We start from the raw sequence: 21,474 nt of genomic DNA on the forward strand, positions 1-21,474 counted from the left end.
TATGAACAGAAGAAAATTCATTAAACAATCCGTTGCCGCTTCTGCCCTCACAGCAGTTGGAGGACTCACACTTCAGTCGTTTAACAGTAAGGCTCAAAAGCGCATTACGATTTTACATACCAACGATACACACAGTCATATAGAACCTTTTGAGGCGAGCCATTATCGCTATGCTAATAAAGGAGGTGTTTCCAGAAGAGCTGCTTTAGTTGAGGCCGTACGCAAAGAAAATCCGCACACCTTACTATTAGATGCCGGAGATATTTTTCAAGGAACTCCCTACTTTAACTATTTCGGCGGTGAACTCGAATTCAAATTAATGAGCATGCTCAAATACGATGCTGCAACTCTAGGAAATCACGACTTTGACAATTCAATCACTGGACTTCACAAGCAATTACCTCACGCTAAGTTTGATTTTTTGGTTGCCAACTACGATTTTAAGAACACAGTACTTGACACCTTAGTGAAACCCTATAAGGTATTTGTTAAAGACGGTATTAAAATCGGAGTTTTTGGTTTAGGAATAGAACTCGACGGTCTGGTTGACAAAAAAATGTACAAAGAAACAACCTACCTCCCTCCTTATGAAATCGCCAATGACATGTCGAGAATACTCAAAGAAGAAGAGCGTTGTGATCTCGTTATTTGCCTGTCACATTTAGGGTATTATTACAAGAGAAATCCAGAAGCCATTTGCGATTTAAACTTAGCTAAACAATCAAAAAACATCGACCTCATTATCGGGGGGCATACACACACCTTTTTGCCCAAACCTACGGTCGTACGAAATGCTGATGACCAAAACATGCTAGTTAATCAAGTGGGAGCCTACGGAGTGAATTTAGGGCGCGTAGATTTCTATTTTGACGAATGGAATGAAAAATCGAGCAAAGGAAGAAGTATTATAGTGTAAGGTTGGATTTTTATTGCGTCTAAGCTAATAAACCCAACCCAAATGAAGAGATATATACCATTACTCTTGAAATTCATCGCTGCAATTATCATGTTGCAAACCCTATTTTTCAAATTTTCGGGCGCCCAAGAAAGTATCGATTTATTTACGAAACTCGCCGGTGATCAAGAAGCTTTGATGCGAATAGGAACGGGCGTATTAGAACTGATTGCCGCAATACTATTGTTCATCCCAAACAAAACATGGCTTGGTTCGTTTTTAACCATTGGTTTAATGGGCGGAGCTATCATGGGACACCTTACCGTTCTCGGTATTGAACACAACAATGACGGAGGTTTGTTGTTTGCCTTAGCTGTCACCACACTGATTTCAGCTACTGCCTTATTATACCTCAACAAAAAAGACATTCCCCTGCTTAATTTAAGCTAAAAATACATTGTTTGATTTATTATTTTACCCCACTGCACTAGCCTACACTATGCAGTGGGGTAATTTTTTAAACCGCAATACCAATCGCTACGACTTGGCGGTTCGCCACCGTTACATCAGCGGCGTAACATTCGAAATCTGTGGTGTATTTACGCGGATAGTCGGCAGCCCAAATTGCTTGCCATTGTTCAATTACTGCCGTATTATTTAAGGGCCCCTGAATGGAATACAAAGCGTATTCACCCGTCTCAATAACACAACTAACCATCCCTTCAGGAACAGGTGTTTCTTCCGGTACTTCGCAACCTAAAACCGTATCGTAGTCACCTGTAAAATCACTCTCGTAATTAGTGTATACACAATACACTTTATCATCGCGTTTTTCCTGAATTTTTTCGGCTATTGCTTCCTTTACAAATCGTTCCCAAAGCGCTGTAATATCGATTAACGCACGATTGTCCGCATTACTCGTTCTTACCTTTATTCCAATAATTCGCGTTTTGTGTTCTTTACTGATCGTTTTCATGATGTATCTTTTTAGTTTTTCAAAAATACACCCGGCCGATGACAGCCCTATGTCAGAGGTCTAAGAATATTTGCTTTTGCATTCCGCAATGTATTGTTCCAAGGTCATGTTATGAGGTTCAAAAGCTGTTTCTAACAGCTCCAATTCATCTATTTTATCGAGTCGAAAGGCTCTAAACGCCCCGCGAAGGCGACAGTGAGCAATAAGCACCCAATTTTCGAACGTACTGTACAAGGCAAAAGGCTCGATCAAGCGTTCTGTAGTTTCATTTTGTAGTGACGTATAGCGCAGGTGAACCAGTTTAAAATTAGTAATGGCCGTTTGTAGTTGTATCAAAACAGCACTGGTACTCTTCGTTGCAAGTGCTGGTCTGAATTGTAATCGCTGTTCTAAGAGGTCTGCTTTCCCCTTCTGACTGTACTTTAGCACAGCCTTTATTTTCTGTAGTGCTTTTTCGTAATTCGCTACCAAGGAAGCCTCTTGATATTGCGCTAGTATTTGCCCCGCAGTTATCAAAGCATTGGCTTCCGCCTCGTCGAACATTACGGGTGGTAAGTTATAGCCTGGCATCAAAGAATAACCTTTACCCTCTTCAGTAATTATCGGTACTCCTGCCTCCTCAAGCGCGCGAATATCGCGGTATATTGTGCGAACACTCACCCCAAACTTCCCTGCCAGTTCACTGGCGTTCACCATGGATTTGCTTTGAAGTAATAAATGAATTTCTGTCAGTCGCGTCAGACGTTTCTTTTCCATAATTAACGCTTTGCAATCATTGCTCTCGTAATATAATACTGTGCGATGATGTACAAAACAATGATAGCGATATCAAACAAGTGTTTTGGACTGTAAAAATTATTTAACGCTATCAAACTATCCGAAGCTATAAAAATAACTGCTCCTAAAAACAGCCAAGTATGTTCCTTTGAAGGCTGTTGTCGATACAACAAAAAGGCGCAAGAACCAAACGTTGCTATGGTTAAACCATACACGATTACCGGTACCAGCATTTCTCCTAAATTATCGTAAATCAACAAAAGTAAGCCTGCAAATAACAGTACAAAAGGAATTGACGAACTGATCATCTTACTCGTCAATTCCTTTTCCAAAAAGGATACTGTAATTTTTATATAGATAAAATGAGCTAGTAAAAAAGACCCGAGTCCAAACACAAAAAACTGTTCTTTATCGAGCAAAAATACATCGCCCCAAAATGAAAAAAACAAGCCGCTGACAAACCAAAAATTAGGCTTGTTGACTGCTGTTAAATACACCGTAACCAGTGTAGTCATCAACAGTGGTTTACACAACATTTCTACCGATTTATTTGCTGTAATAACTGCATACACATCAGCGATTGCTACCAGCATAAAAAATACGGTCGCTATCCAATACCATCTCGTTTTTTTCATTTGTTTTTCTTTTATAAATTATTGATTAATCATATCGATAAAATCTTGTTCCGAAATAATAGGAATACCAAGCCCTTCTGCTTTGGTGAGCTTACTAGGCCCCATATTGTCACCCGCCACAACATACGTGGTTTTTTTAGAAATAGAACTACTCACTTTACCTCCGTTATCTTCAATTGCCTTTTTCAGCTCGTTTCGACTCATTTGATGAAACACTCCCGAAACTACAAAAACACTCCCGGCAAGTTTATCTGTCTGATTCGCTAAGCTTTCCTCAGACACCTGAAGTTGTAGTCCGTAACTTTTCAAACGCGTTATCAAAGCAGTATTTGAAGGCTCCTCAGCAAAGGCTCGAATACTCTGCGCAATTCGCTCTCCAATTTCATCCACAGCTACGAGCGTTTCTATATCTGCTGCTAGTAATGCATCAATGGATTTAAAATGTTTAGCCAATTTCTTAGCAACCGTTTCACCAACAAAACGTATGCCTAAAGCAAACAATACTTTTTCAAAGGGGATTTCCTTGGATTTCTCAATCCCAGCAATCATGTTTTGTGCCGACTTTTCAGCCATTCGATCCAATGGAATAATTTGCTCCTTGGTTAACTCGTACAAATCAGCATAACTCGTCACCAATCCTTCTTTTCGCAACAGATCTACAGTTTCACCTCCTAAACCATCAATATCCATTGCCTTTCTGCTGATAAAATGTTGAATACGCCCTGTAATTTGCGGAGCACAGCCAAATTCATTAGGACAATAATGCTTGGCGTCTCCATCGGTTCGTACCAATTCCGTATCGCATTCAGGACAGTGGGTCGCATATGCGGTGGCCTTTGAATCTAAAGGGCGTTTCGCCAATTCTACTTTGATAATCTTCGGAATAATTTCACCTCCCTTTTCTACGTACACCGTATCACCAACACGAATATCTAACTTTTCAATTTGGTCTGCATTGTGCAAGGAAGCTCTTTTTACTACCGTACCGGCCAGGTGAACAGGTGCTAAATTAGCCACTGGCGTTATCGCCCCAGTACGTCCAACTTGATAGCTGATACTTTCGAGTACCGTTGTTACTTGTTCGGCTTTAAACTTATAGGCTATAGCCCAACGTGGGGCCTTAGAAGTAAACCCTAATTCCTCTTGTAATTGAATACTGTTGACTTTGATCACCACCCCATCTGTTTCATAAGGTAGGTCATGCCTTTTCTCATCCCAAGCTTCGACAAAAGCAATCACTTCTTCAATGGAATTCGCCAAGGTAATCGTATCAGGCACCTTAAATCCTACTTTTTGTGCAGCCAATAAGCTGTCGTAATGGGTATCGTATTTTCGTTCGTCAGTAACAACTTGGTACAGCAAACAATCCAAAGGTCGTTTTGCTACCTCTGCACTGTCTTGTAATTTTAAACTTCCACTTGCCGTATTTCTCGGATTTCGGTAGGGCTCCTCCCCGTTTGCCACGCGCTCTTCGTTCATTTTTTCAAAGCCGGCAATTGGTAAAATAATTTCACCTCGCATCTCAAAATCCTTAACAAAATCCTCTGCAATTACTAAGGGGAGCGATTTAATAGTTCTAATATTCGACGTAACTTCATCACCTTGAACGCCATCACCACGAGTCACTGCCTTCACAAAACGTCCATTTTCATAGGTTAAATTTATAGAGGCTCCATCGTATTTTAACTCGCAGGTATAGCTAATCCCAGCTGTCCCCACAATCTTTTGAATTCGCTTCTCCCAATCTAACAAATCTTCTTTCGAATAGGAATTGTCCAACGAATACATTCTGTTCTTGTGAACACTCGTCACAAAATTTTTCGTCACTCCGCCTCCTACTCGTTGCGTTGGAGAGTTCGGATCAAACAACTCCGGATTCGCTTCTTCCAATCGGATAAGCTCACTGAGTTTGGTATCAAACTCAAAATCGTCAATGCTTGGGTTGTCTAAAACATAATAGCGGTAGTTGTGCTGTCGTAACTCTTCTCTCAGCCCTTCAATCTTCTCTTTTATTGTCATTATAAGTTCTCTAAACTATTTTTTTACAGTTCCTGTTAATAAGCTCACTCCTTTAGGAAAGGGATTTCCCGACATTCTTCGAAACGAAACCACCTGTCCCACATGCCATAAGGCATCGGCAATAGGACCGTTTAATTGATTCCAAAACGGAAGTGTCGTCACTCCTTCTTTTCTTTGTATCTTTAAAGGATAAGCACTTAAATCATCCGTATTTACTAAAATATTACTCGCCTTGTAAAAATTTTCTAGGGTGAGCTTCCTCAATTCTTTAAAGGAAAGGCCATTCACCTGCTGTGGTTTCATCACCCGTTGTTCAGCAGCGCTTAAAGTCATTTCTGAAAGCGTATAAATATGCTCTAGGGTCTCTCGTACATTCCTGGATGCTTCTGTACTTCTAAATGCGAGGTCTTCCTTGCGGAGCCCTTCTGTTGCCCAGTAATATCTAAATCCCAATCCGTCGATAAGTCTGCTCACCACAGCTCCTGCTTTGTAAGAATTTGGAGCCTCAGGTAATTCGTAATAAGGTAATTGTGCTTGCATGGTTAAGGAAACTAATATACAGCCTAAAAATAAGGAAACTTTCATATCGTAAAAATATCTGAATTAAATTTTGAAATGTCTCGCAATACGCTGTGCTATTCCTGCGCTTGTGAGGAGGCTAAGTTACGTAAAAGTTTGTGGTTAGCCCCTTGCCTTAAAAACAAAAAACGCCTCAAGTTAGACTTCAGGCGTTGTTCATTTTTAAAAAGTTGTTTTTTAGCGCTCCAAAACCATGGTGTACTCTACTGCATTTTCAACTGTAGTAAATTCCAGGGCACTTTGGGTCAATTTTCTGATGTTAAAATCGTCTTTCGAACCTTCGTTTTTAAACATTAGCACCTTTCCTTGTCGTTCTAATTCCCATTTTCCAGACTTCTTATTAGCATTCATGACCATAATATAAGTTCCGTTTTTTTCAAATTGCAACCAACTTTCAGTATTCGAGGAAAAAGTTTCTTTTTCCGCACCGATACGCAACGACGCAATGCGCCATTTCCCTGAGGTTAGTACTGTACTTGCTTTTGAATTTTCTTGAGAATACGACTTACCGCATAGCAGTAAAAAAAAGGCAACTAGAGCGATTGCTTTTTTCATTATAGGGGATTATTTTGGGGATTAATGTCTCAAATATACTAAAAAAACCGAAACGTAAAATCGCTTCGGTTTTTTATAATTATTCTAAGTAATACTACTGTTAATAGTAGGTAAAACGACGCACTTTAGCGATGTGTTTTGCCAAACGCATTACTTGGTGTGAGTATCCGTATTCGTTATCATACCAAACGTAAATTACGATAGTATCCCCATCAGCAATCGTCGCTTTACTATCAAAAATAGAAGGCGCTGTAGTTCCAACGATATCCGATGACACTAATTCGTTGCTCAATGAGTACTGAATTTGCTCTACTAAGTCTCCTTCTAAAGCGTATTGTTTCATGATCGCATTAACCGCTTCTACGGTTGTCGATGAGTTCAACTGTAAGTTTAAAATCGCCAATGACCCATTAGGTACTGGTACGCGAATAGCACTAGAAGTCAGTTTACCCTCCAAGGCTGGCAAGGCTTTAGACACAGCTTTACCCGCACCTGTTTCCGTGATAACCATGTTTAACGCAGCAGCTCTACCACGACGGTATTTCTTGTGCATATTGTCTACTAAATTCTGGTCATTCGTATAAGCGTGAATCGTTTCTAAGTGTCCTTTTTTGATACCAAAATTATCTTCTAAAACTTTCAATACAGGAGTAATTGCATTCGTTGTACATGAAGCTGCAGAGAAAATATCGATCGTATCTGGATTGTTTTCTAAGTGATTCACACCGTGTACGATGTTAGGAATCCCCTTACCTGGAGCTGTTAATAAAACTTTGCTTGCTCCTTTTGGTACTAAGTGACGCTTTAAAGCCTCTTCATCTCTAAAGGCTCCTGTATTATCAATAATCAGGGCATCGTTAATTCCGTAAGCCGTATAGTCAATATCTTCTGGCTGAGCCGCAGAAATCATGTATACAGTTGTACCGTTGATGATCAATGCATTGTTTTCAGCATCCACCTGAACAGTTCCTAAGAAGTCACCGTGTACAGAATCAATACTCAACAATGAAGCTCTCTTTTCTAAAACTGATTGGTCAATTTTTCCACGGGTAACCACAGCTCTCAAACGCAACTGTGAACCTTTCCCCATTTTACTACTCAACTCACGAGCCAACAAACGTCCAATACGTCCAAATCCGTATAACACTACGTCTTTAGGTTCAATATTCACTGCTTCCTTTGCCTCGCTTAGTTGATTCTTAACAAAGGCTACCTTGTCTAATGAGCTATCATCAGTTAAGTGATATTCATAAGCAAGTTTACCGATGTCCAATTTTGACGCTGGTAACTCGATTGACTGAATTGCCTTTGCAATCGACAACGCATCTTCAATAGAGATCGGTTTCGCAACAAAAGCTCCTGCGTAATCGATAAGGTTCAATACCTCACTCGCTCTTTTATCGACCAACGGGTTTCTAAAAAGCACTAATTCAATAGATTTGTCATACCATAAATCATTTACAATATTGATAAATTCTACGGTCGCTCTACGAACCTGAGCTTGGCTTGCTACTTCTTTTTCGTAATTTGTTATTGTTGACATAGTTGTGTGTTAACTAAAATTTTAAATATTGCTGCAAAAGTACATATTTCAAACGATTTCGTAACTTTTTTAAAAATAAAAAATCCCATCGCTTTTTGCCATGGGATCTTCGTTGTTATATCCTTTCTTTCATTCTTAAAAACGGTATACTTCCGTTTGCCCCGAAGGATTCATTAACTGTACTGACATGCGTTGTTTTCCAGTATAGTTTTCTAAAATTTCTGTAGCCTGACTAGCCGAAGTAATTTTTACCGCATTGATTTGTGTGATGACATAACCAGCACCAACATTGTAATATTCAAACACCTTGTTGTTACTTTTCGTAATCTTAGCTCCTCCATCAATTCCTAACTTTTTCAACTCTTTGGCTGTCATATCTTTTAATTCTAAGCCAAAGCGATACGCACGGAAAGTAACTCGTTTGGACAATTTCACTTTCTTGATCAAATTTTCACCATCACGGTTTACGGTAACCGCCACATATTCTCCCGGACGTTTTGCTGTTAGCTGCCCTTTGAGATCCGAAAACTTTGCAATCTTCACATCGTTTACCTTGACAATTACATCGCCTTCTTTTAAACCTGCACGAAGCGCCTCACTACCTTCTTCCATCGATCCAATTTTGACACCTTCCAATTCCTCATCAGAGTCATCCACTCCAATACCTAAAATTGCTTCCTGAACACTTCCAAACTCCAACAAATCGTCAATAATTTTTTTGGCAATATTAGAAGGTACTGCAAAAGAATAACCGATAAACGATCCTGTTCTCGAAGAAATAGCCGTATTAATTCCTATTAACTCACCTCGTGTATTCACCAAAGCTCCACCACTGTTCCCAGGGTTCACCGCCGCGTCAGTTTGAATAAACGATTCTATATTTCTATTTCCTTCTAAATCTCTTCCTTTGGCACTTACAATTCCCGCCGTTACCGTAGAGGTTAAGTTATACGGGTTTCCTACTGCCAACACCCATTCTCCAATTTTAATATTGTCTGAATTTCCAAAAGGAATATTCGGCAAGTCTTTCCCAGCGTCGATCTTTAATAAAGCAATGTCTCTATTTTTATCAGCTCCAATCAAAGATGCCTTGTATTTTTTTCTGTTGTTCAAGGTAATTTCAATATCCTTTGCCCCTTCAATCACGTGGTTGTTCGTTACGATATAACCATCAGGAGAGATGATCACTCCACTTCCGGTTCCTACCTGTTCGTACTGTCGTGTTCCACGCCCCCCAAAAAAGAAACTCATGGGATCTTGCTGGGTTCTAATTGCGGTATTTTTTACGTGTACCACTGCGTGCACCGTACTTTCCGCCGCCTCCGTAAAATTGGTCGGCATCGATGACGTATTCAAAATCGGATTGGTATACGAAGTACGAACAACAGGGACACTGTCTTCCTCTTGCACGCGCACAATAGTTTGGTTATCTTCTAATAACAACTTGTAGCCTCCAAGCGCCACGGCGCCTCCTAAAAACGCTACACCTAAAATTCCTAATAATTTCTTCATATGCTTTTGACTCATTATATTGATACTCAAATATACAATTTTAACATTTTAAGAAAATCTGTTTAACGACGTTTTAACGCAATTTAACCAGCGTTTAACACTTCCTGATTTCTAAACTAAATAGTATCTTTGCCTATTATGACATTAGACTTTTTCAAATACCAAGGCACCGGTAATGACTTTGTGATACTCGACAATCGCCTTGGACAGTTCCCTAAAGAAAACCAAAAACTTATCGCTCATTTATGCCATCGAAATTTTGGTATTGGGGCCGATGGTCTTATCCTCTTAGAGAACGATGACCATAGTGATTTTCGTATGGTGTATTTCAATGCCGACGGAAATGAGAGTACTATGTGTGGAAATGGCGGTCGTTGTATCGTAGCATTCGCACAGCACTTAGGCATTTTTGATCAACAAACGACCTTTAATGCCATTGACGGTTTGCATCACGCCACTATGACTGATGGCATCGTTTCGCTGCAGATGATAGATGTTGCTCAGGTGGAAATCCACACTGACAATTGGTTTGTGAATACCGGCTCTCCACATGATGTACGATTGGTTAAAGACTTGCACTCGTACGATGTATACACAGAAGGAAAGCAGATCCGTAACGGCGTTTATGGAAAGGAAGGTAGCAATGTCAATTTTGTAGAACAACTCAACGACGACACCTTTAAGGTACGAACCTATGAACGCGGAGTTGAAAACGAAACACTTGCCTGTGGTACAGGGGTTACCGCAGTAGCACTGGCGATGTATACGGGTAACTACACCCAAAGTCAAACCGTAAAACTCCCTGTTCAAGGCGGACAATTGGAAGTTAGCTTCAAAGCAACGCCGAACGGATTTACAGACATCTTCCTGACCGGACCTGCCCAACAAGTATTTCAAGGAACCATTAAAGCGGCAGACTCATGACCATTTTACAAGGAAACCGAATAGGCCTGCGCCCGTTAGAACCGGAAGACTTGGACTTCTTGTATACTGTTGAGAATACCGAGGATTTCTGGGAAGTAAGTCATACCCAAACTCCGTACTCGCGATTTGTACTGCACCAATACCTCGAAAATGCGCATCAAGACATTTACGAAGCCAAACAACTGCGTTTAATAGCATACCTTAAAAGTAGCCAAGAAGCTATTGGAGCGGTTGACCTCTTTGATTTCAACCCGCAACACAGACGCGCAGGTATTGGCATACTTATCACCAAAGAACAGCAACATCAAGGATACGCATCAGAAGCCTTGGACCTTATTATCCCCTATTGTTTTAAGCATTTACAACTACACCAGCTCTTCGCAAATATTACAGAAGACAATAAGGCCAGCTTAAATTTATTTAAAAGCAAAAATTTTCGTAAAATTGGTTCCAAGAAAGACTGGATTTTCCACGCAGGAAAATTTAAGGACGAACTACTATTTCAATTAATCAATGACTAAAAAAACACTACTTATAGCAGGAGGCGCCCTGCTTTTAATTGCCCTTATTGCCGGCGGTTTCCTCCGACAAAAAATATACAGTTCCTCAGTTACAAAAGACACAGAACTCTACGTAAAAACAGGTACTACGTTCGAAGAACTGGAACAACAGCTAGGACCACTTTTAGCCAATCCAGCTAGTTTTTCATGGGTGGCCGGCTTAAAAAAATTCAAAACTCCCAAAGCGGGAAAATACGAGCTAAAAAAAGGAATGAATAACGACGAACTCGTCAATCTATTGAGAAGCGGACGACAAACGGCTATCAAAGTCGCTTTCAACAATCAAGACACATTAGAAAAATTGGCAGGTCGAATCGCTACTCAGATTGAAGCAGACTCCACTGCCTTGATCACCGCTTTCAAAGATCCTGACTTCTTATCCAAAAACAACCTAAACAAGGCTACAGTACTCGCTATTTTTATTCCCAATAGTTATCAATTTTACTGGAACACGTCTGCCGAGGGCTTCCGTAACAAAATGCTCAAAGAATACAAACGATTTTGGAATAAAGAACGTTTACAAAAAGCAAAGGCACTTAAGTTAAGTCCGCTAGAGGTAAGTTCGTTGGCTGCGATTGTACACAAAGAAACTGCTAAAATTAGTGAGCGTCCTGTTGTTGCCGGACTCTACCTTAACAGACTTAAGAAAAATATGATGCTTCAAGCCGATCCGACCCTTATTTACTGTTTAAAGCAGTTGCACGGGCAAGATTACGTCGTGAAAAGAGTCCTATCAAAAGATCTCACGATTGCATCGCCTTACAACACCTATCAAAATACAGGGGTTCCTCCCAGTCCTATAGGCATGCCTGATATCTCAGCAATTGATGCGGTATTAAACCACACAAAGCACAACTATTACTACATGTGTGCCAGTATTGATAAACCAGGATATCACGCCTTTGCCAAAACACTCCGACAACACAACAGAAATGCCATCAAATACCATAAATGGATTAACCAACAAGGTATCAGAAGATAATCGTAAAACTTACAGCCGAGTTCTTGCTCGGCTATTTTTTTACCCCCTCACAACTCACTACATATCAGTATTTTGACTAATTTTTAACAGTTTTGTCATTTTACCCAACAAAACATACATTTATTAACATATCCTCAATACAAACACCCAAATACAGCATTTAACGCAAAAAGAAATAGCAATCCACGTAAAATCAGGATTTTACCCCTACAAACTGGAGTGTTACCCTTAGACTTAATTACAGTATTTGTCGTATCTTTGCCCCCGCTTAACAGAAAGTTATTCATTATCAAACATTTAATTGTAAGTATTTTTGGGATACTCTTGCTTTCGAGCTTTGCTAGTAAACCCGAAAAAAAAGAAAAAAAGGAAATCTTACCTCCAATTGTAGCAGTAGCTAAAAAGGAAGTATTTACCTTTCCTTTTTTAAAAAGAGACTTTATCGGCTTTAGAGAAGCTTTAGCCTTTAAGGAATCACAGGGGAACTATACTGTAATTAACAGCTTAGGATATTTGGGGAAATATCAATTTGGGAAATCTACTTTAAAACGATTCAGAATTTACAACACTCGAACTTTTTTAAAGGATCCAGAATTACAGGAACGCACATTTATAGCCTTGTGTAAGGTTAATAAATGGATATTGCGAAGAGATATTCGTCGCAGTGTTGGTAAGCGTATTAACGGTATTACCATCACCGAATCCGGAATTTTAGCAGCAGCCCATCTCAGTGGTGCTGGAAATGTAAAAAAGTTTTTAAGATCGCGCGGAAAGTACAAATTTAACGATGCCTACGGAACGTCTATTGAAGACTACTTAAAGAAATTTAGCGGATACGACGTATCGAACATAACGGCCAATAAAAAGGCCACTGTTTAACAACAAAAACTTCAGAACCGATTTACGACCTGTGGACTATAAATATACTAGGACGCTTGTGTAAATCGGTTTTAATTTTCTTCCACTCTCTTATTGTATAAGTCTTAATATACTCTGTTGGCAATGTGATATCACAAGCCACACAAACACGTGTGTCTGGTGCTAAAATAGCCCTTAAATCGTCTAACATCTTTTCATTGCGGTACGGCGTTTCAATAAATACCTGCGATTGATTTTTATCTTTTGAAAGCTTTTCTAATTCTTTTATAGCGCGTTTGCGATCACTTTTATCAATAGGTAGGTAACCGTTAAACGCAAAACTTTGACCGTTCATTCCCGAAGCCATCATTGCCATTAAAATAGAGGAAGGCCCTACTAAAGGCACCACTTGAATTCCTTTTTCGTGCGCCAATTTTACAATAGTTGCTCCTGGATCAGCAACAGCCGGCACGCCAGCTTCCGAAAGCAAACCTACTGAAACACCTTCCTGACACATATCTAAATAATGACGTGTTTCCAGTTCATCAGAATACTTATCTAACAACATTAAATTCAGGGAAGGTTGCGGCTTATTAGGAGTAATTTTTTTAATAAAACGCCTAGCAGATTTTTCGTTTTCCACGATAAAATAATCGAGGTGTTCGATCACCTTTTTCACCGAGATTGGCATTACTTCTAGAGGTTCAGTATCTCCTAAGGTAGTCGGAATTAAATAAAGCTTAGCGTTCGTCATAAGGTTACATTTTAGAGGAAATTACATCACAAGCATCGTCGAGCATCGCATATACATTTTCAAAGCCATCAGTCCCTCCGTAATACGGATCTGGGACATTGGCAGTACTGCCCAATTCACTGAGAATCATTTTTACTTTCAAAGCATCTTCGTCATTTCTGGCCAATGAAAGCACGTTGTGATAGTTGCTGTCATCCATCACATAAATAAGGTCAAAATAATCAAAATCAGCGACCGTAAACTTTCGCGATCGCTGATTTGTAATATCTATTCCGTATTTCTTTGCTACTGCTATAGAGCGTGTATCGGGCAATTCCCCTTCGTGATACCCAGCCGTTCCGGCTGAATCTACCTCTACTTCAGAAGATACTTTAGACTTTAAAATACCTTCGGCTAACGGAGAACGACAAATGTTCCCCAAACACACCATTAGTATTTTCATAATATATCGTTTAAAGAGTTAACTTCTTTGTCAAGTCTTCCACGTATTTTTTAAACTGTTTATCGGTCTCTGTCAAGTTATCAACAGTTTTGCATGCGTGCAATACTGTAGCGTGATCGCGTTGTCCGATTTGGCTACCGATACTCGCAAGTGACGATTTTGTCATTCTCTTGGCAAAGTACATTGCCAACTGTCTCGCTTGTACGATATGACGCTTACGTGTTTTTGACTGTAAAGTAGCCACGTCCATATCAAAGTATTTCGATACTACTTTTTGTATATAATCAATAGATAATTCCTTTTTGGTATTCTTAACGAACTTATCTACGATTTGTTTTGCCAATTCAATGGTAAACTCCTTTCGGTTAAACGAAGCTTGTGCAATCATCGAAATGATGACTCCCTCTAACTCACGTACGTTTGACTTGATATTCTTGGCGATGTATTCAACAATTTCTTCAGGCATTTCAACACCATCTCTGTACAATTTATTTTGTAAGATAGAAACACGAGTTTCGTAATCTGGTGATTGGAGTTCAGCTGACAACCCCCATTTAAAACGCGACAATAAACGCTGCTCGATATCTTGCATATCAACAGGTGCCTTATCCGAGGTCAGGATCACTTGCTTTCCATTTTGGTGTAAATGGTTAAAGATGTGGAAGAACACGTCTTGTGTACCCGCCTTTCCTGATAAGAATTGAACGTCATCAATAATGAGTACATCTATCATTTGATAGAAGTGAATAAAATCATTACGCGTGTTCGACTTTACAGAATCGATAAATTGCTGTGTAAACTTCTCAGATGAGATGTACAATACCGTTTTATCTGGGTACTTATCTTTGATCTCAACTCCTATGGCGTGTGCAAGGTGAGTTTTACCTAACCCTACTCCACCGTAAATCAACAAGGGGTTGAAAGAAGTTCCTCCAGGCTTATTGGCAACAGCCATACCTGCAGATCGCGCTAATCGGTTTGAATCACCTTCTACAAAATTCAAAAAATTGTAGTTAGGGTTCAATTGAGATTCAATTTTAACCTTTTGTAATCCTGGAATCACAAATGGATTTTTCAATTCTCTCTTCGACTCTAATGGAACAGTAACCTTTTGAGGTTTCAAAGGGTTTCTATTCGAACTTGGAATTTTTACCGTTTGTGGATTATTACTACTATACGTATTCTCCATACGTACATCATACACCAACTTGGCATCGTTTCCAAGTTGTCTTACCAAAGCGACTCTTAGTAATTTGATGTAATGCTCTTCTAACCACTCGTAAAAAAACTTACTAGGTACTTGAATAGTCAAAGCCTCCCCTGACAATTTAATGGGCTTAATCGGCTCAAACCAAGTCTTATATGCCTGTGGCTTGATATTGTCCTTAATAAAGGACAAGCATTCCATCCAAACTGAATCAGCTGTTTTAGTCATATTGGTGAAAAAGGATTAATTTGTTTAATTTTATTTAGATTATAGGGGACTCTAAACTCACTTATTTGGAGGAACAAAAGTGTGAATAATTTTCAGTAAAAAAAAACCAAATCACTATTGATTTTTATTTTTTTTTTGCGTAACGTTAATACTAAATAACAAGAAAAAAACATGTTCTATCAGCATACCAGCACCTTACGTATTCGATACGGTGAAACCGACCAAATGGGCGTGGTTTATCACGGTAATTATGCACAATTCTTTGAAGTCGGACGCACCGAATGGCTACGCCAACAAGGGGTCACTTACAAAGATATGGAAAATTCAGGCATCATTTTACCGGTAATATCCCTACAGTGTAATTTTAAAAAATCAGCTTACTACGATGAGTGTATATATATAAGGACTCGCTTAAAGAAATTGCCAACTGTCAAAATTGAATTTGACTATGAAATTGTCAACGAAGCAGGCGAGTTATTATGCACGGGAAATACGGTCCTGGCATTCATGGATCGCGCCAAACAAAAACCCATGCGCTGCCCAGAAGAACTCATCGAAAAATTCTCACTAAATACCTTGAACTAACAACACATGAAGATTTATACAAAAACAGGAGACAAAGGAACCACTGCCCTATTCGGAGGTAGCAGAGTTCCAAAACACCATTTGCGCATTGAAAGTTACGGTACTGTCGATGAGCTCAACTCACATATTGGCCTTATTCGCGACTGTGTTGCCGACGAAATACTCCGCGAACAACTCATTAAAATTCAACACGACTTGTTTACCCTGGGAGCGATGCTCGCTACCCCACCAGAGAAAGCTACCTTAAAAAACGGTAAAGACCGATTAAACATACCCAAAATCACCGAAGCCTCAGTGAGCTATTTAGAGACTGCCATGGACGAGATGAATGAAGACTTACCGCAGATGACACATTTTGTATTGCCAGGGGGTCACCCAACCGTGTCATATTGTCATATAGCTCGTTGTGTGTGCCGTCGTGCCGAGCGTTTATCAGTGGCTTTACAGGAAGAAACTGCCGTTGAAGAGACCGTTTTACAATATTTAAACCGACTTTCTGACTACCTTTTTGTGTTGGCACGGAAGTTGACACAGGATTTACAAGCAACGGAAGTTAAATGGATTCCGGAGAAGCTTAACTAAGTTCTTTAATTTACGAAATTAGATTTTATAAAAAAAACTTGACTTTTTAGAAAAAAAAATTATTTTTGCGAAAATCAAAAAAACCGATAAAGAAATGTATTGGACACTTGAATTAGCATCGTATTTAGCAGATGCACCATGGCCAGCCACAAAAGACGAATTAATTGATTATGCAATTCGTACAGGAGCCCCTCTTGAAGTAGTAGAAAATTTACAGGATATTGAAGATGAAGGTGAAGCATACGATTCAATTATAGAGATTTGGCCTGATTACCCATCAGAAGAAGATTATCTTTGGAATGAAGATGAATATTAGAAAATAACACCCTAAAAAGTCTCTTTACGAGGCTTTTTTTTTGCTTATTTTTAAGCACTTATACTATATCATAAAATATATGTTGGTCACCAATAGGTAACTAACTATAAACCAATAAATTAAAATGAGTATCTTAAATTCGATCATAAAGATGTTTGTTGGAGACAAACAACAAAAAGACCTGAAATTACTTCAACCTATCGTTGAAAAAGTAAAGATGTATGAAGACCAGCTTGCGAGTTTGTCTCACGATGAGCTGCGTGCTAAAACTGTCGAATTTAAGCAAAAAATTCAGGAGGCTACTGCGCCTTTTGACAATCAAATTGCTGAATTAGAAACCAAAATTATCGATGCAGACATCGATATGCAAGAAGAATTGTACACTCAAATTGACAAGTTAAAAGACGAAGCCTACGAAGCTTCAGAACTTGTTTTACAAGATATCATGCCAGAGGCTTTTGCCGTTGTTAAGGAAACGGGAAAGCGCTTTGCTTCTAATCCAGAAGTAGAGGTTACCGCTACTCCATTTGACAGAGAGCTTTCAGGTACCCACGAACACATTCGCCTCGAAGGAGACAAGGCATTTTGGGCCAATTCATGGGATGCTGCCGGAAAAGCAGTGACCTGGGATATGGTGCACTACGACGTACAGTTAATTGGTGGATCTGTTTTACATCAAGGTAAAATTGCTGAGATGATGACGGGAGAAGGGAAAACCTTAGTGTCTACCCTACCTGTATATTTAAATGCCCTTTCAGGTAAAGGAGTTCACGTAGTAACCGTAAATGATTACTTAGCAAAACGTGACCGCGCTTGGATGGCTCCAATTTTTGAATTCCACGGATTAAGTACGGATTGTATTGATTTCCACCAACCGAATTCAGAAGCTCGTAGAAAAGCCTATAATGCGGACATTACCTACGGAACCAACAATGAATTTGGTTTTGACTACCTCCGTGACAATATGGCCAACTCAAAAGAAGATTTAGTGCAACGCGCACCGAACTACGCTATTATTGACGAGGTCGATTCTGTATTGATTGACGATGCGAGAACACCGTTGATTATTTCAGGAGCTGTGCCACTAGGAGATCGTCACGAATTTAATGAGTTAAAGCCTTTAGTAGCCGACTTGGTAACCCTGCAAAACAAATATTTAGTAGGAGTATTAGCAGAAGCTAAAAAATTACTCAAGGAAGGAGATACTAAAGAAGGAGGTTTCTTACTGTATCGCGTATACCGCGGTTTGCCTAAAAACAAAGCTTTAATTAAGTTCTTATCACAAGAGGGAATTAAGCAAATTCTGCAAAAAACTGAAAACTACTACATGCAAGACAACAACAAGCTCATGCCTGAAGTGGATGCAGAATTGTGGTTTACCGTAGAAGAGAAGAACAGTCAAATTGATTTAACTGACAAAGGTATTGCTCACCTATCAGCTGTCACCAATAACAATACGTTCTTCGTATTACCAGATATCAGTGTAAAAGTTGGTGAAATTGAATCAAGCGATAACAGCCCAGAACAAAAGGCTGAACTAAAAGAAGAATTGTACCGCGACTTTAGTGTAAAAAGTGAGCGTATCCATACGATGAACCAATTATTGAAAGCTTATACTGTTTTCGAGAAAGATATTCAATACGTAGTTATGGATAACAAGGTAATGATCGTTGACGAGCAAACTGGACGTATCATGGATGGACGCCGTTACTCAGATGGTCTTCACCAAGCAATTGAAGCTAAAGAAAGCGTAAAAATTGAAGATGCTACGCAAACCTTTGCTACAGTAACCTTACAAAATTACTTCAGAATGTACCGCAAATTATCAGGAATGACGGGTACCGCAATTACAGAAGCTGGGGAATTTTGGGAAATTTACAAATTGGATGTAGTAGAAATTCCTACCAACCGTCCAATTGCCAGAGATGACAAGCAAGATTTAGTGTATAAAACTACCCGTGAAAAATACAATGCCGTTATTGACGATGTTGTGAAATTAGTAAACGAAGGTCGTCCTGTATTAGTAGGTACTACTTCTGTTGAAATTTCGGAATTACTTGGACGTATGTTACAAATGCGTAAAATTCCTCACAATATCTTAAATGCGAAACTACACAAAAAAGAAGCGGACGTCGTTGCAGAAGCAGGAAAGCCTGGACAGGTAACTATCGCGACAAACATGGCGGGACGTGGAACGGATATTAAACTTTCTGACGAGGTTAAAGCCGCAGGTGGTTTAGCTATTATCGGTACAGAGCGTCACGATTCACGTCGTGTTGACCGTCAGTTAAGAGGTCGTGCAGGACGTCAGGGAGACGTAGGTTCTTCTCAGTTCTACGTAGCCTTAGACGATCACCTAATGCGTTTGTTTGGTTCGGAAAGAATCGCAAAAATGATGGACCGCATGGGATTACAAGAAGGTGAAGTTATCCAGCACTCAATGATTTCTAAATCGATTGAACGCGCTCAGAAAAAAGTTGAGGAAAACAACTTCGGTATTCGTAAACGCTTATTAGAATACGATGACGTGATGAACGCTCAACGTGAATTTGTTTACAAACGCCGTAGACACGCCTTAGATGGACAACGCTTACAAATCGATATCGCAAACATGATTTACGATACCTGTGATGTGATTGTTAGAGCCAACAAAGGAACCAACAACTTCCAAAATTTCGAATTTGAGTTGATTCGTTTCTCATCGATGACTTCTCCTTTCTCAGAAGAAGAATTCAAAACTGGAGATGAACAAGCCTTAATTGACAAGTTGTATAAAATTGTTTCTGAACACTACCAAAACGATGCAGAGCGCAATGCAACTCAGGCATTCCCAGTGATCAAAAACGTTTTTGAAACAGAAGGTGACCGCTATGTAAACATTTTAGTTCCTTTTACCGATGGTACCAAAACACTCCAAGTAGTGACCAACTTAAAGGAAGCCTATGAGACAGAAGGTAAATCGCTCGTTCGAGATTTTGAGAAAAACATCACACTTGCGATCATCGATGAAAACTGGAAAGATCACTTGCGTAAGATGGACGAGTTAAAACACACCTCTCAAAACGCTTCGTACGAGCAAAAAGATCCTTTATTGGTATACAAGTTTGAAGCATTTGAATTGTTCCAAACAACGATTGATAAAATCAACAAAGAGGTGCTTTCTTTCCTTTTCAAAGGGAAATTACCAACTTATGATGAGTCACAGATTTCAGAGGCTGAAGAGCAACAACAAGAAGCCTTAGAGTTGCATAAAGACGAAGTTCAGAATTCAACGCAGCAGGCAATTAGCCAAGCTCGTCAACAACAAACGCAGCAAGAACAACCCGTTATTGAAACTGTAATTCGCGAGCAACCAAAAATTGGAAGAAACGAACGCGTTACGATCAAAAACATCAGAACAGGTGAAGAGAAAGAAGTTAAATTCAAACAAGCAATCCCTCTTTTAGAAGAAGGTACTTGGGTACTTTACAACCACTAGTCACCAATTCACATACGATACAAAGCCCGGTTTTTACCGGGCTTTTTACTTTTATATAACACTGAACTTACAGTAGGGTAATTATTTGATTACCAATTATTGATAATTACATTTCACAGTCAAAACATAGGCCAACTACCTTTGTTAAGGTATCCATACTGAATATTTTCATTCCTTAAACAGTACCTATGACCAACCTTAGAAAGCGAAAATTAGAGATAGCTGTAATATCAGATGTACATTTAGGTACCTTCGGGTGCAGAGCAACTGAGCTCAACAATTACCTCAAAACCATCGATCCCGAAATTCTAATTCTGAACGGAGATATCATTGATATATGGCAATTTAACAAACGTTACTTTCCCAAACCACATTTAAAGGTTATTAAACAATTAATGAGTTTTATAACCTCTGGGACCAAAGTCTATTACATTACGGGGAATCACGATGAAACACTCCGAAAATTCAAAGGATTTCGATTGGGGAGCTTTGAAATTGTCAATAAAGTAGTTTTGAATATCGATGGTAAAAAAGCATGGTTTTTTCACGGGGACGTTTTCGATGTCACCATGCAGCATTCTAAGTGGTTGGCCAAACTAGGAGGCGTGGGTTACGACACCCTCATCATGATTAACACCGCCGTCAACTGGATTAGTGAAAAGCTAGGCTACGGACGTCTGTCCTTTTCAAAAAAAATTAAAAATAGCGTAAAAAGCGCTGTAAAGTTTATCAATGACTTCGAGACCACGGCGTCTGATATTGCCATTGAGGAAGGCTATGATTACGTAGTATGCGGCCACATTCATCAGCCCGAAATGAAACGCATTGAACGCGAAAATGGAACGACCATGTACCTCAACTCCGGTGACTGGATAGAGAATTTGACAGCCTTAGAGTACCAGCATCAACGCTGGAGTCTCTACGAGTACGAAAAGGACGAACTCGCTCAAAAACCTCACCTCAACCAACAGGTAAACGACCTTGAACTCGTCAGTGTAGAAAGTAACAACGCTCAACTATTTGCAGCGTTACTCGCCGAATTTAACATTACAAAACACCATAAATAA

Annotated in this window: 22 protein-coding genes; 11 read left to right on the forward strand and 11 right to left on the reverse strand. The window is 39.5% G+C overall.

The annotated features are described in order from the left end of the window. The first annotated feature begins 1 nt into the window (after position 1). Positions 2-916 (forward strand): bifunctional metallophosphatase/5'-nucleotidase, encoded by a 915-nt coding sequence (locus ACXAG7_RS07315; protein WP_476666469.1) that lies wholly within the window; start codon positions 2-4, stop codon positions 914-916. Positions 917-958: 42 nt separating this feature from the next. Beyond that, positions 959-1,345 (forward strand): DoxX family protein, encoded by a 387-nt coding sequence (locus ACXAG7_RS07320; RefSeq protein WP_408043257.1) that lies wholly within the window; start codon positions 959-961, stop codon positions 1,343-1,345. A 67-nt stretch (positions 1,346-1,412) separates the two neighbouring features. On the opposite strand, the gene ACXAG7_RS07325 is transcribed toward ACXAG7_RS07320, so the two are convergent. The 8 genes from ACXAG7_RS07325 to ACXAG7_RS07360 form a co-directional block, all read right to left on the reverse strand. Beyond that, positions 1,413-1,871 (reverse strand): GyrI-like domain-containing protein, encoded by a 459-nt coding sequence (locus ACXAG7_RS07325; protein ID WP_408043256.1) that lies wholly within the window; start codon positions 1,869-1,871, stop codon positions 1,413-1,415. A 60-nt stretch (positions 1,872-1,931) separates the two neighbouring features. After that, the gene (locus ACXAG7_RS07330; protein WP_476666470.1) at positions 1,932-2,627 is read right to left on the reverse strand and encodes a helix-turn-helix transcriptional regulator; all 696 of its coding nucleotides are present in this window, start codon (positions 2,625-2,627) and stop codon (positions 1,932-1,934) included. 2 nt (positions 2,628-2,629) lie between these two features. After that, positions 2,630-3,283: a lysoplasmalogenase gene (locus ACXAG7_RS07335; protein WP_408043254.1), complete on the reverse strand. Its 654-nt coding sequence runs from the start codon at positions 3,281-3,283 to the stop codon at positions 2,630-2,632. 18 nt (positions 3,284-3,301) lie between these two features. Next, a complete protein-coding gene (gene ligA, locus ACXAG7_RS07340; RefSeq protein ID WP_476666471.1) occupies positions 3,302-5,302 on the reverse strand; it encodes an NAD-dependent DNA ligase LigA in 2,001 nt (666 codons plus the stop codon). Between the two features lie 15 nt (positions 5,303-5,317). After that, positions 5,318-5,887: a hypothetical protein gene (locus ACXAG7_RS07345; protein ID WP_408043252.1), complete on the reverse strand. Its 570-nt coding sequence runs from the start codon at positions 5,885-5,887 to the stop codon at positions 5,318-5,320. Between the two features lie 171 nt (positions 5,888-6,058). Beyond that, positions 6,059-6,436 carry a hypothetical protein gene (locus ACXAG7_RS07350; RefSeq protein WP_476666472.1) on the reverse strand — a complete coding sequence of 126 codons (378 nt, stop codon included), beginning with the start codon at positions 6,434-6,436 and terminating at the stop codon, positions 6,059-6,061. 100 nt (positions 6,437-6,536) lie between these two features. Further along, positions 6,537-7,979 carry a glyceraldehyde-3-phosphate dehydrogenase gene (locus tag ACXAG7_RS07355; protein ID WP_408043250.1) on the reverse strand — a complete coding sequence of 481 codons (1,443 nt, stop codon included), beginning with the start codon at positions 7,977-7,979 and terminating at the stop codon, positions 6,537-6,539. Between the two features lie 135 nt (positions 7,980-8,114). Beyond that, a complete protein-coding gene (locus ACXAG7_RS07360) occupies positions 8,115-9,491 on the reverse strand; it encodes a trypsin-like peptidase domain-containing protein (protein ID WP_476666473.1) in 1,377 nt (458 codons plus the stop codon). A gap of 138 nt (positions 9,492-9,629) precedes the next feature. On the opposite strand from ACXAG7_RS07360, the gene dapF reads away from it, so the two are divergent. From dapF to ACXAG7_RS07380, 4 genes are all read left to right on the forward strand, one after another. Beyond that, entirely contained in the window at positions 9,630-10,415 is a 786-nt protein-coding gene (dapF, locus tag ACXAG7_RS07365) for a diaminopimelate epimerase (RefSeq protein ID WP_476666474.1), read from the forward strand. Next, entirely contained in the window at positions 10,412-10,936 is a 525-nt protein-coding gene (locus tag ACXAG7_RS07370; RefSeq protein ID WP_408043247.1) for a GNAT family N-acetyltransferase, read from the forward strand. The genes dapF and ACXAG7_RS07370 overlap by 4 nt, the downstream gene beginning before the upstream one ends. Then, positions 10,929-11,957, forward strand: coding sequence for an endolytic transglycosylase MltG (gene mltG / locus ACXAG7_RS07375; protein ID WP_408043246.1), 1,029 nt, complete (start codon positions 10,929-10,931; stop codon positions 11,955-11,957). The genes ACXAG7_RS07370 and mltG overlap by 8 nt, the downstream gene beginning before the upstream one ends. Before the next feature lie 219 nt (positions 11,958-12,176). After that, complete coding sequence (locus ACXAG7_RS07380) at positions 12,177-12,836, forward strand: lysozyme family protein (protein WP_476666475.1); 660 nt, start codon at positions 12,177-12,179, stop codon at positions 12,834-12,836. 22 nt (positions 12,837-12,858) lie between these two features. On the opposite strand, the gene ACXAG7_RS07385 is transcribed toward ACXAG7_RS07380, so the two are convergent. From ACXAG7_RS07385 to dnaA, 3 genes are read right to left on the reverse strand one after another with little or no spacing between them, the layout of a single operon-like run. Then, complete coding sequence (locus ACXAG7_RS07385) at positions 12,859-13,569, reverse strand: SAM-dependent methyltransferase (protein ID WP_408043244.1); 711 nt, start codon at positions 13,567-13,569, stop codon at positions 12,859-12,861. A 4-nt stretch (positions 13,570-13,573) separates the two neighbouring features. Beyond that, a complete protein-coding gene (locus ACXAG7_RS07390; RefSeq protein WP_408043243.1) occupies positions 13,574-14,011 on the reverse strand; it encodes a low molecular weight protein-tyrosine-phosphatase in 438 nt (145 codons plus the stop codon). A gap of 10 nt (positions 14,012-14,021) precedes the next feature. Continuing rightward, positions 14,022-15,446: a chromosomal replication initiator protein DnaA gene (dnaA, locus tag ACXAG7_RS07395; protein WP_408043242.1), complete on the reverse strand. Its 1,425-nt coding sequence runs from the start codon at positions 15,444-15,446 to the stop codon at positions 14,022-14,024. A gap of 171 nt (positions 15,447-15,617) precedes the next feature. Between dnaA and ACXAG7_RS07400 the strand changes: the two genes are divergently transcribed. From ACXAG7_RS07400 to ACXAG7_RS07420, 5 genes are all read left to right on the forward strand, one after another. Further along, positions 15,618-16,031: an acyl-CoA thioesterase gene (locus tag ACXAG7_RS07400; RefSeq protein ID WP_476666476.1), complete on the forward strand. Its 414-nt coding sequence runs from the start codon at positions 15,618-15,620 to the stop codon at positions 16,029-16,031. Between the two features lie 6 nt (positions 16,032-16,037). Next, a complete protein-coding gene (locus ACXAG7_RS07405; protein ID WP_408043240.1) occupies positions 16,038-16,613 on the forward strand; it encodes a cob(I)yrinic acid a,c-diamide adenosyltransferase in 576 nt (191 codons plus the stop codon). Between the two features lie 94 nt (positions 16,614-16,707). Next, positions 16,708-16,929: a DUF2795 domain-containing protein gene (locus ACXAG7_RS07410; protein WP_408043239.1), complete on the forward strand. Its 222-nt coding sequence runs from the start codon at positions 16,708-16,710 to the stop codon at positions 16,927-16,929. A 124-nt stretch (positions 16,930-17,053) separates the two neighbouring features. Further along, positions 17,054-20,407 carry a preprotein translocase subunit SecA gene (secA, locus tag ACXAG7_RS07415; protein ID WP_408043238.1) on the forward strand — a complete coding sequence of 1,118 codons (3,354 nt, stop codon included), beginning with the start codon at positions 17,054-17,056 and terminating at the stop codon, positions 20,405-20,407. A gap of 188 nt (positions 20,408-20,595) precedes the next feature. Further along, positions 20,596-21,474 carry a UDP-2,3-diacylglucosamine diphosphatase gene (locus tag ACXAG7_RS07420; protein ID WP_408043237.1) on the forward strand — a complete coding sequence of 293 codons (879 nt, stop codon included), beginning with the start codon at positions 20,596-20,598 and terminating at the stop codon, positions 21,472-21,474.

The organism is Tenacibaculum sp. AWR4_210 (assembly GCF_056160945.1).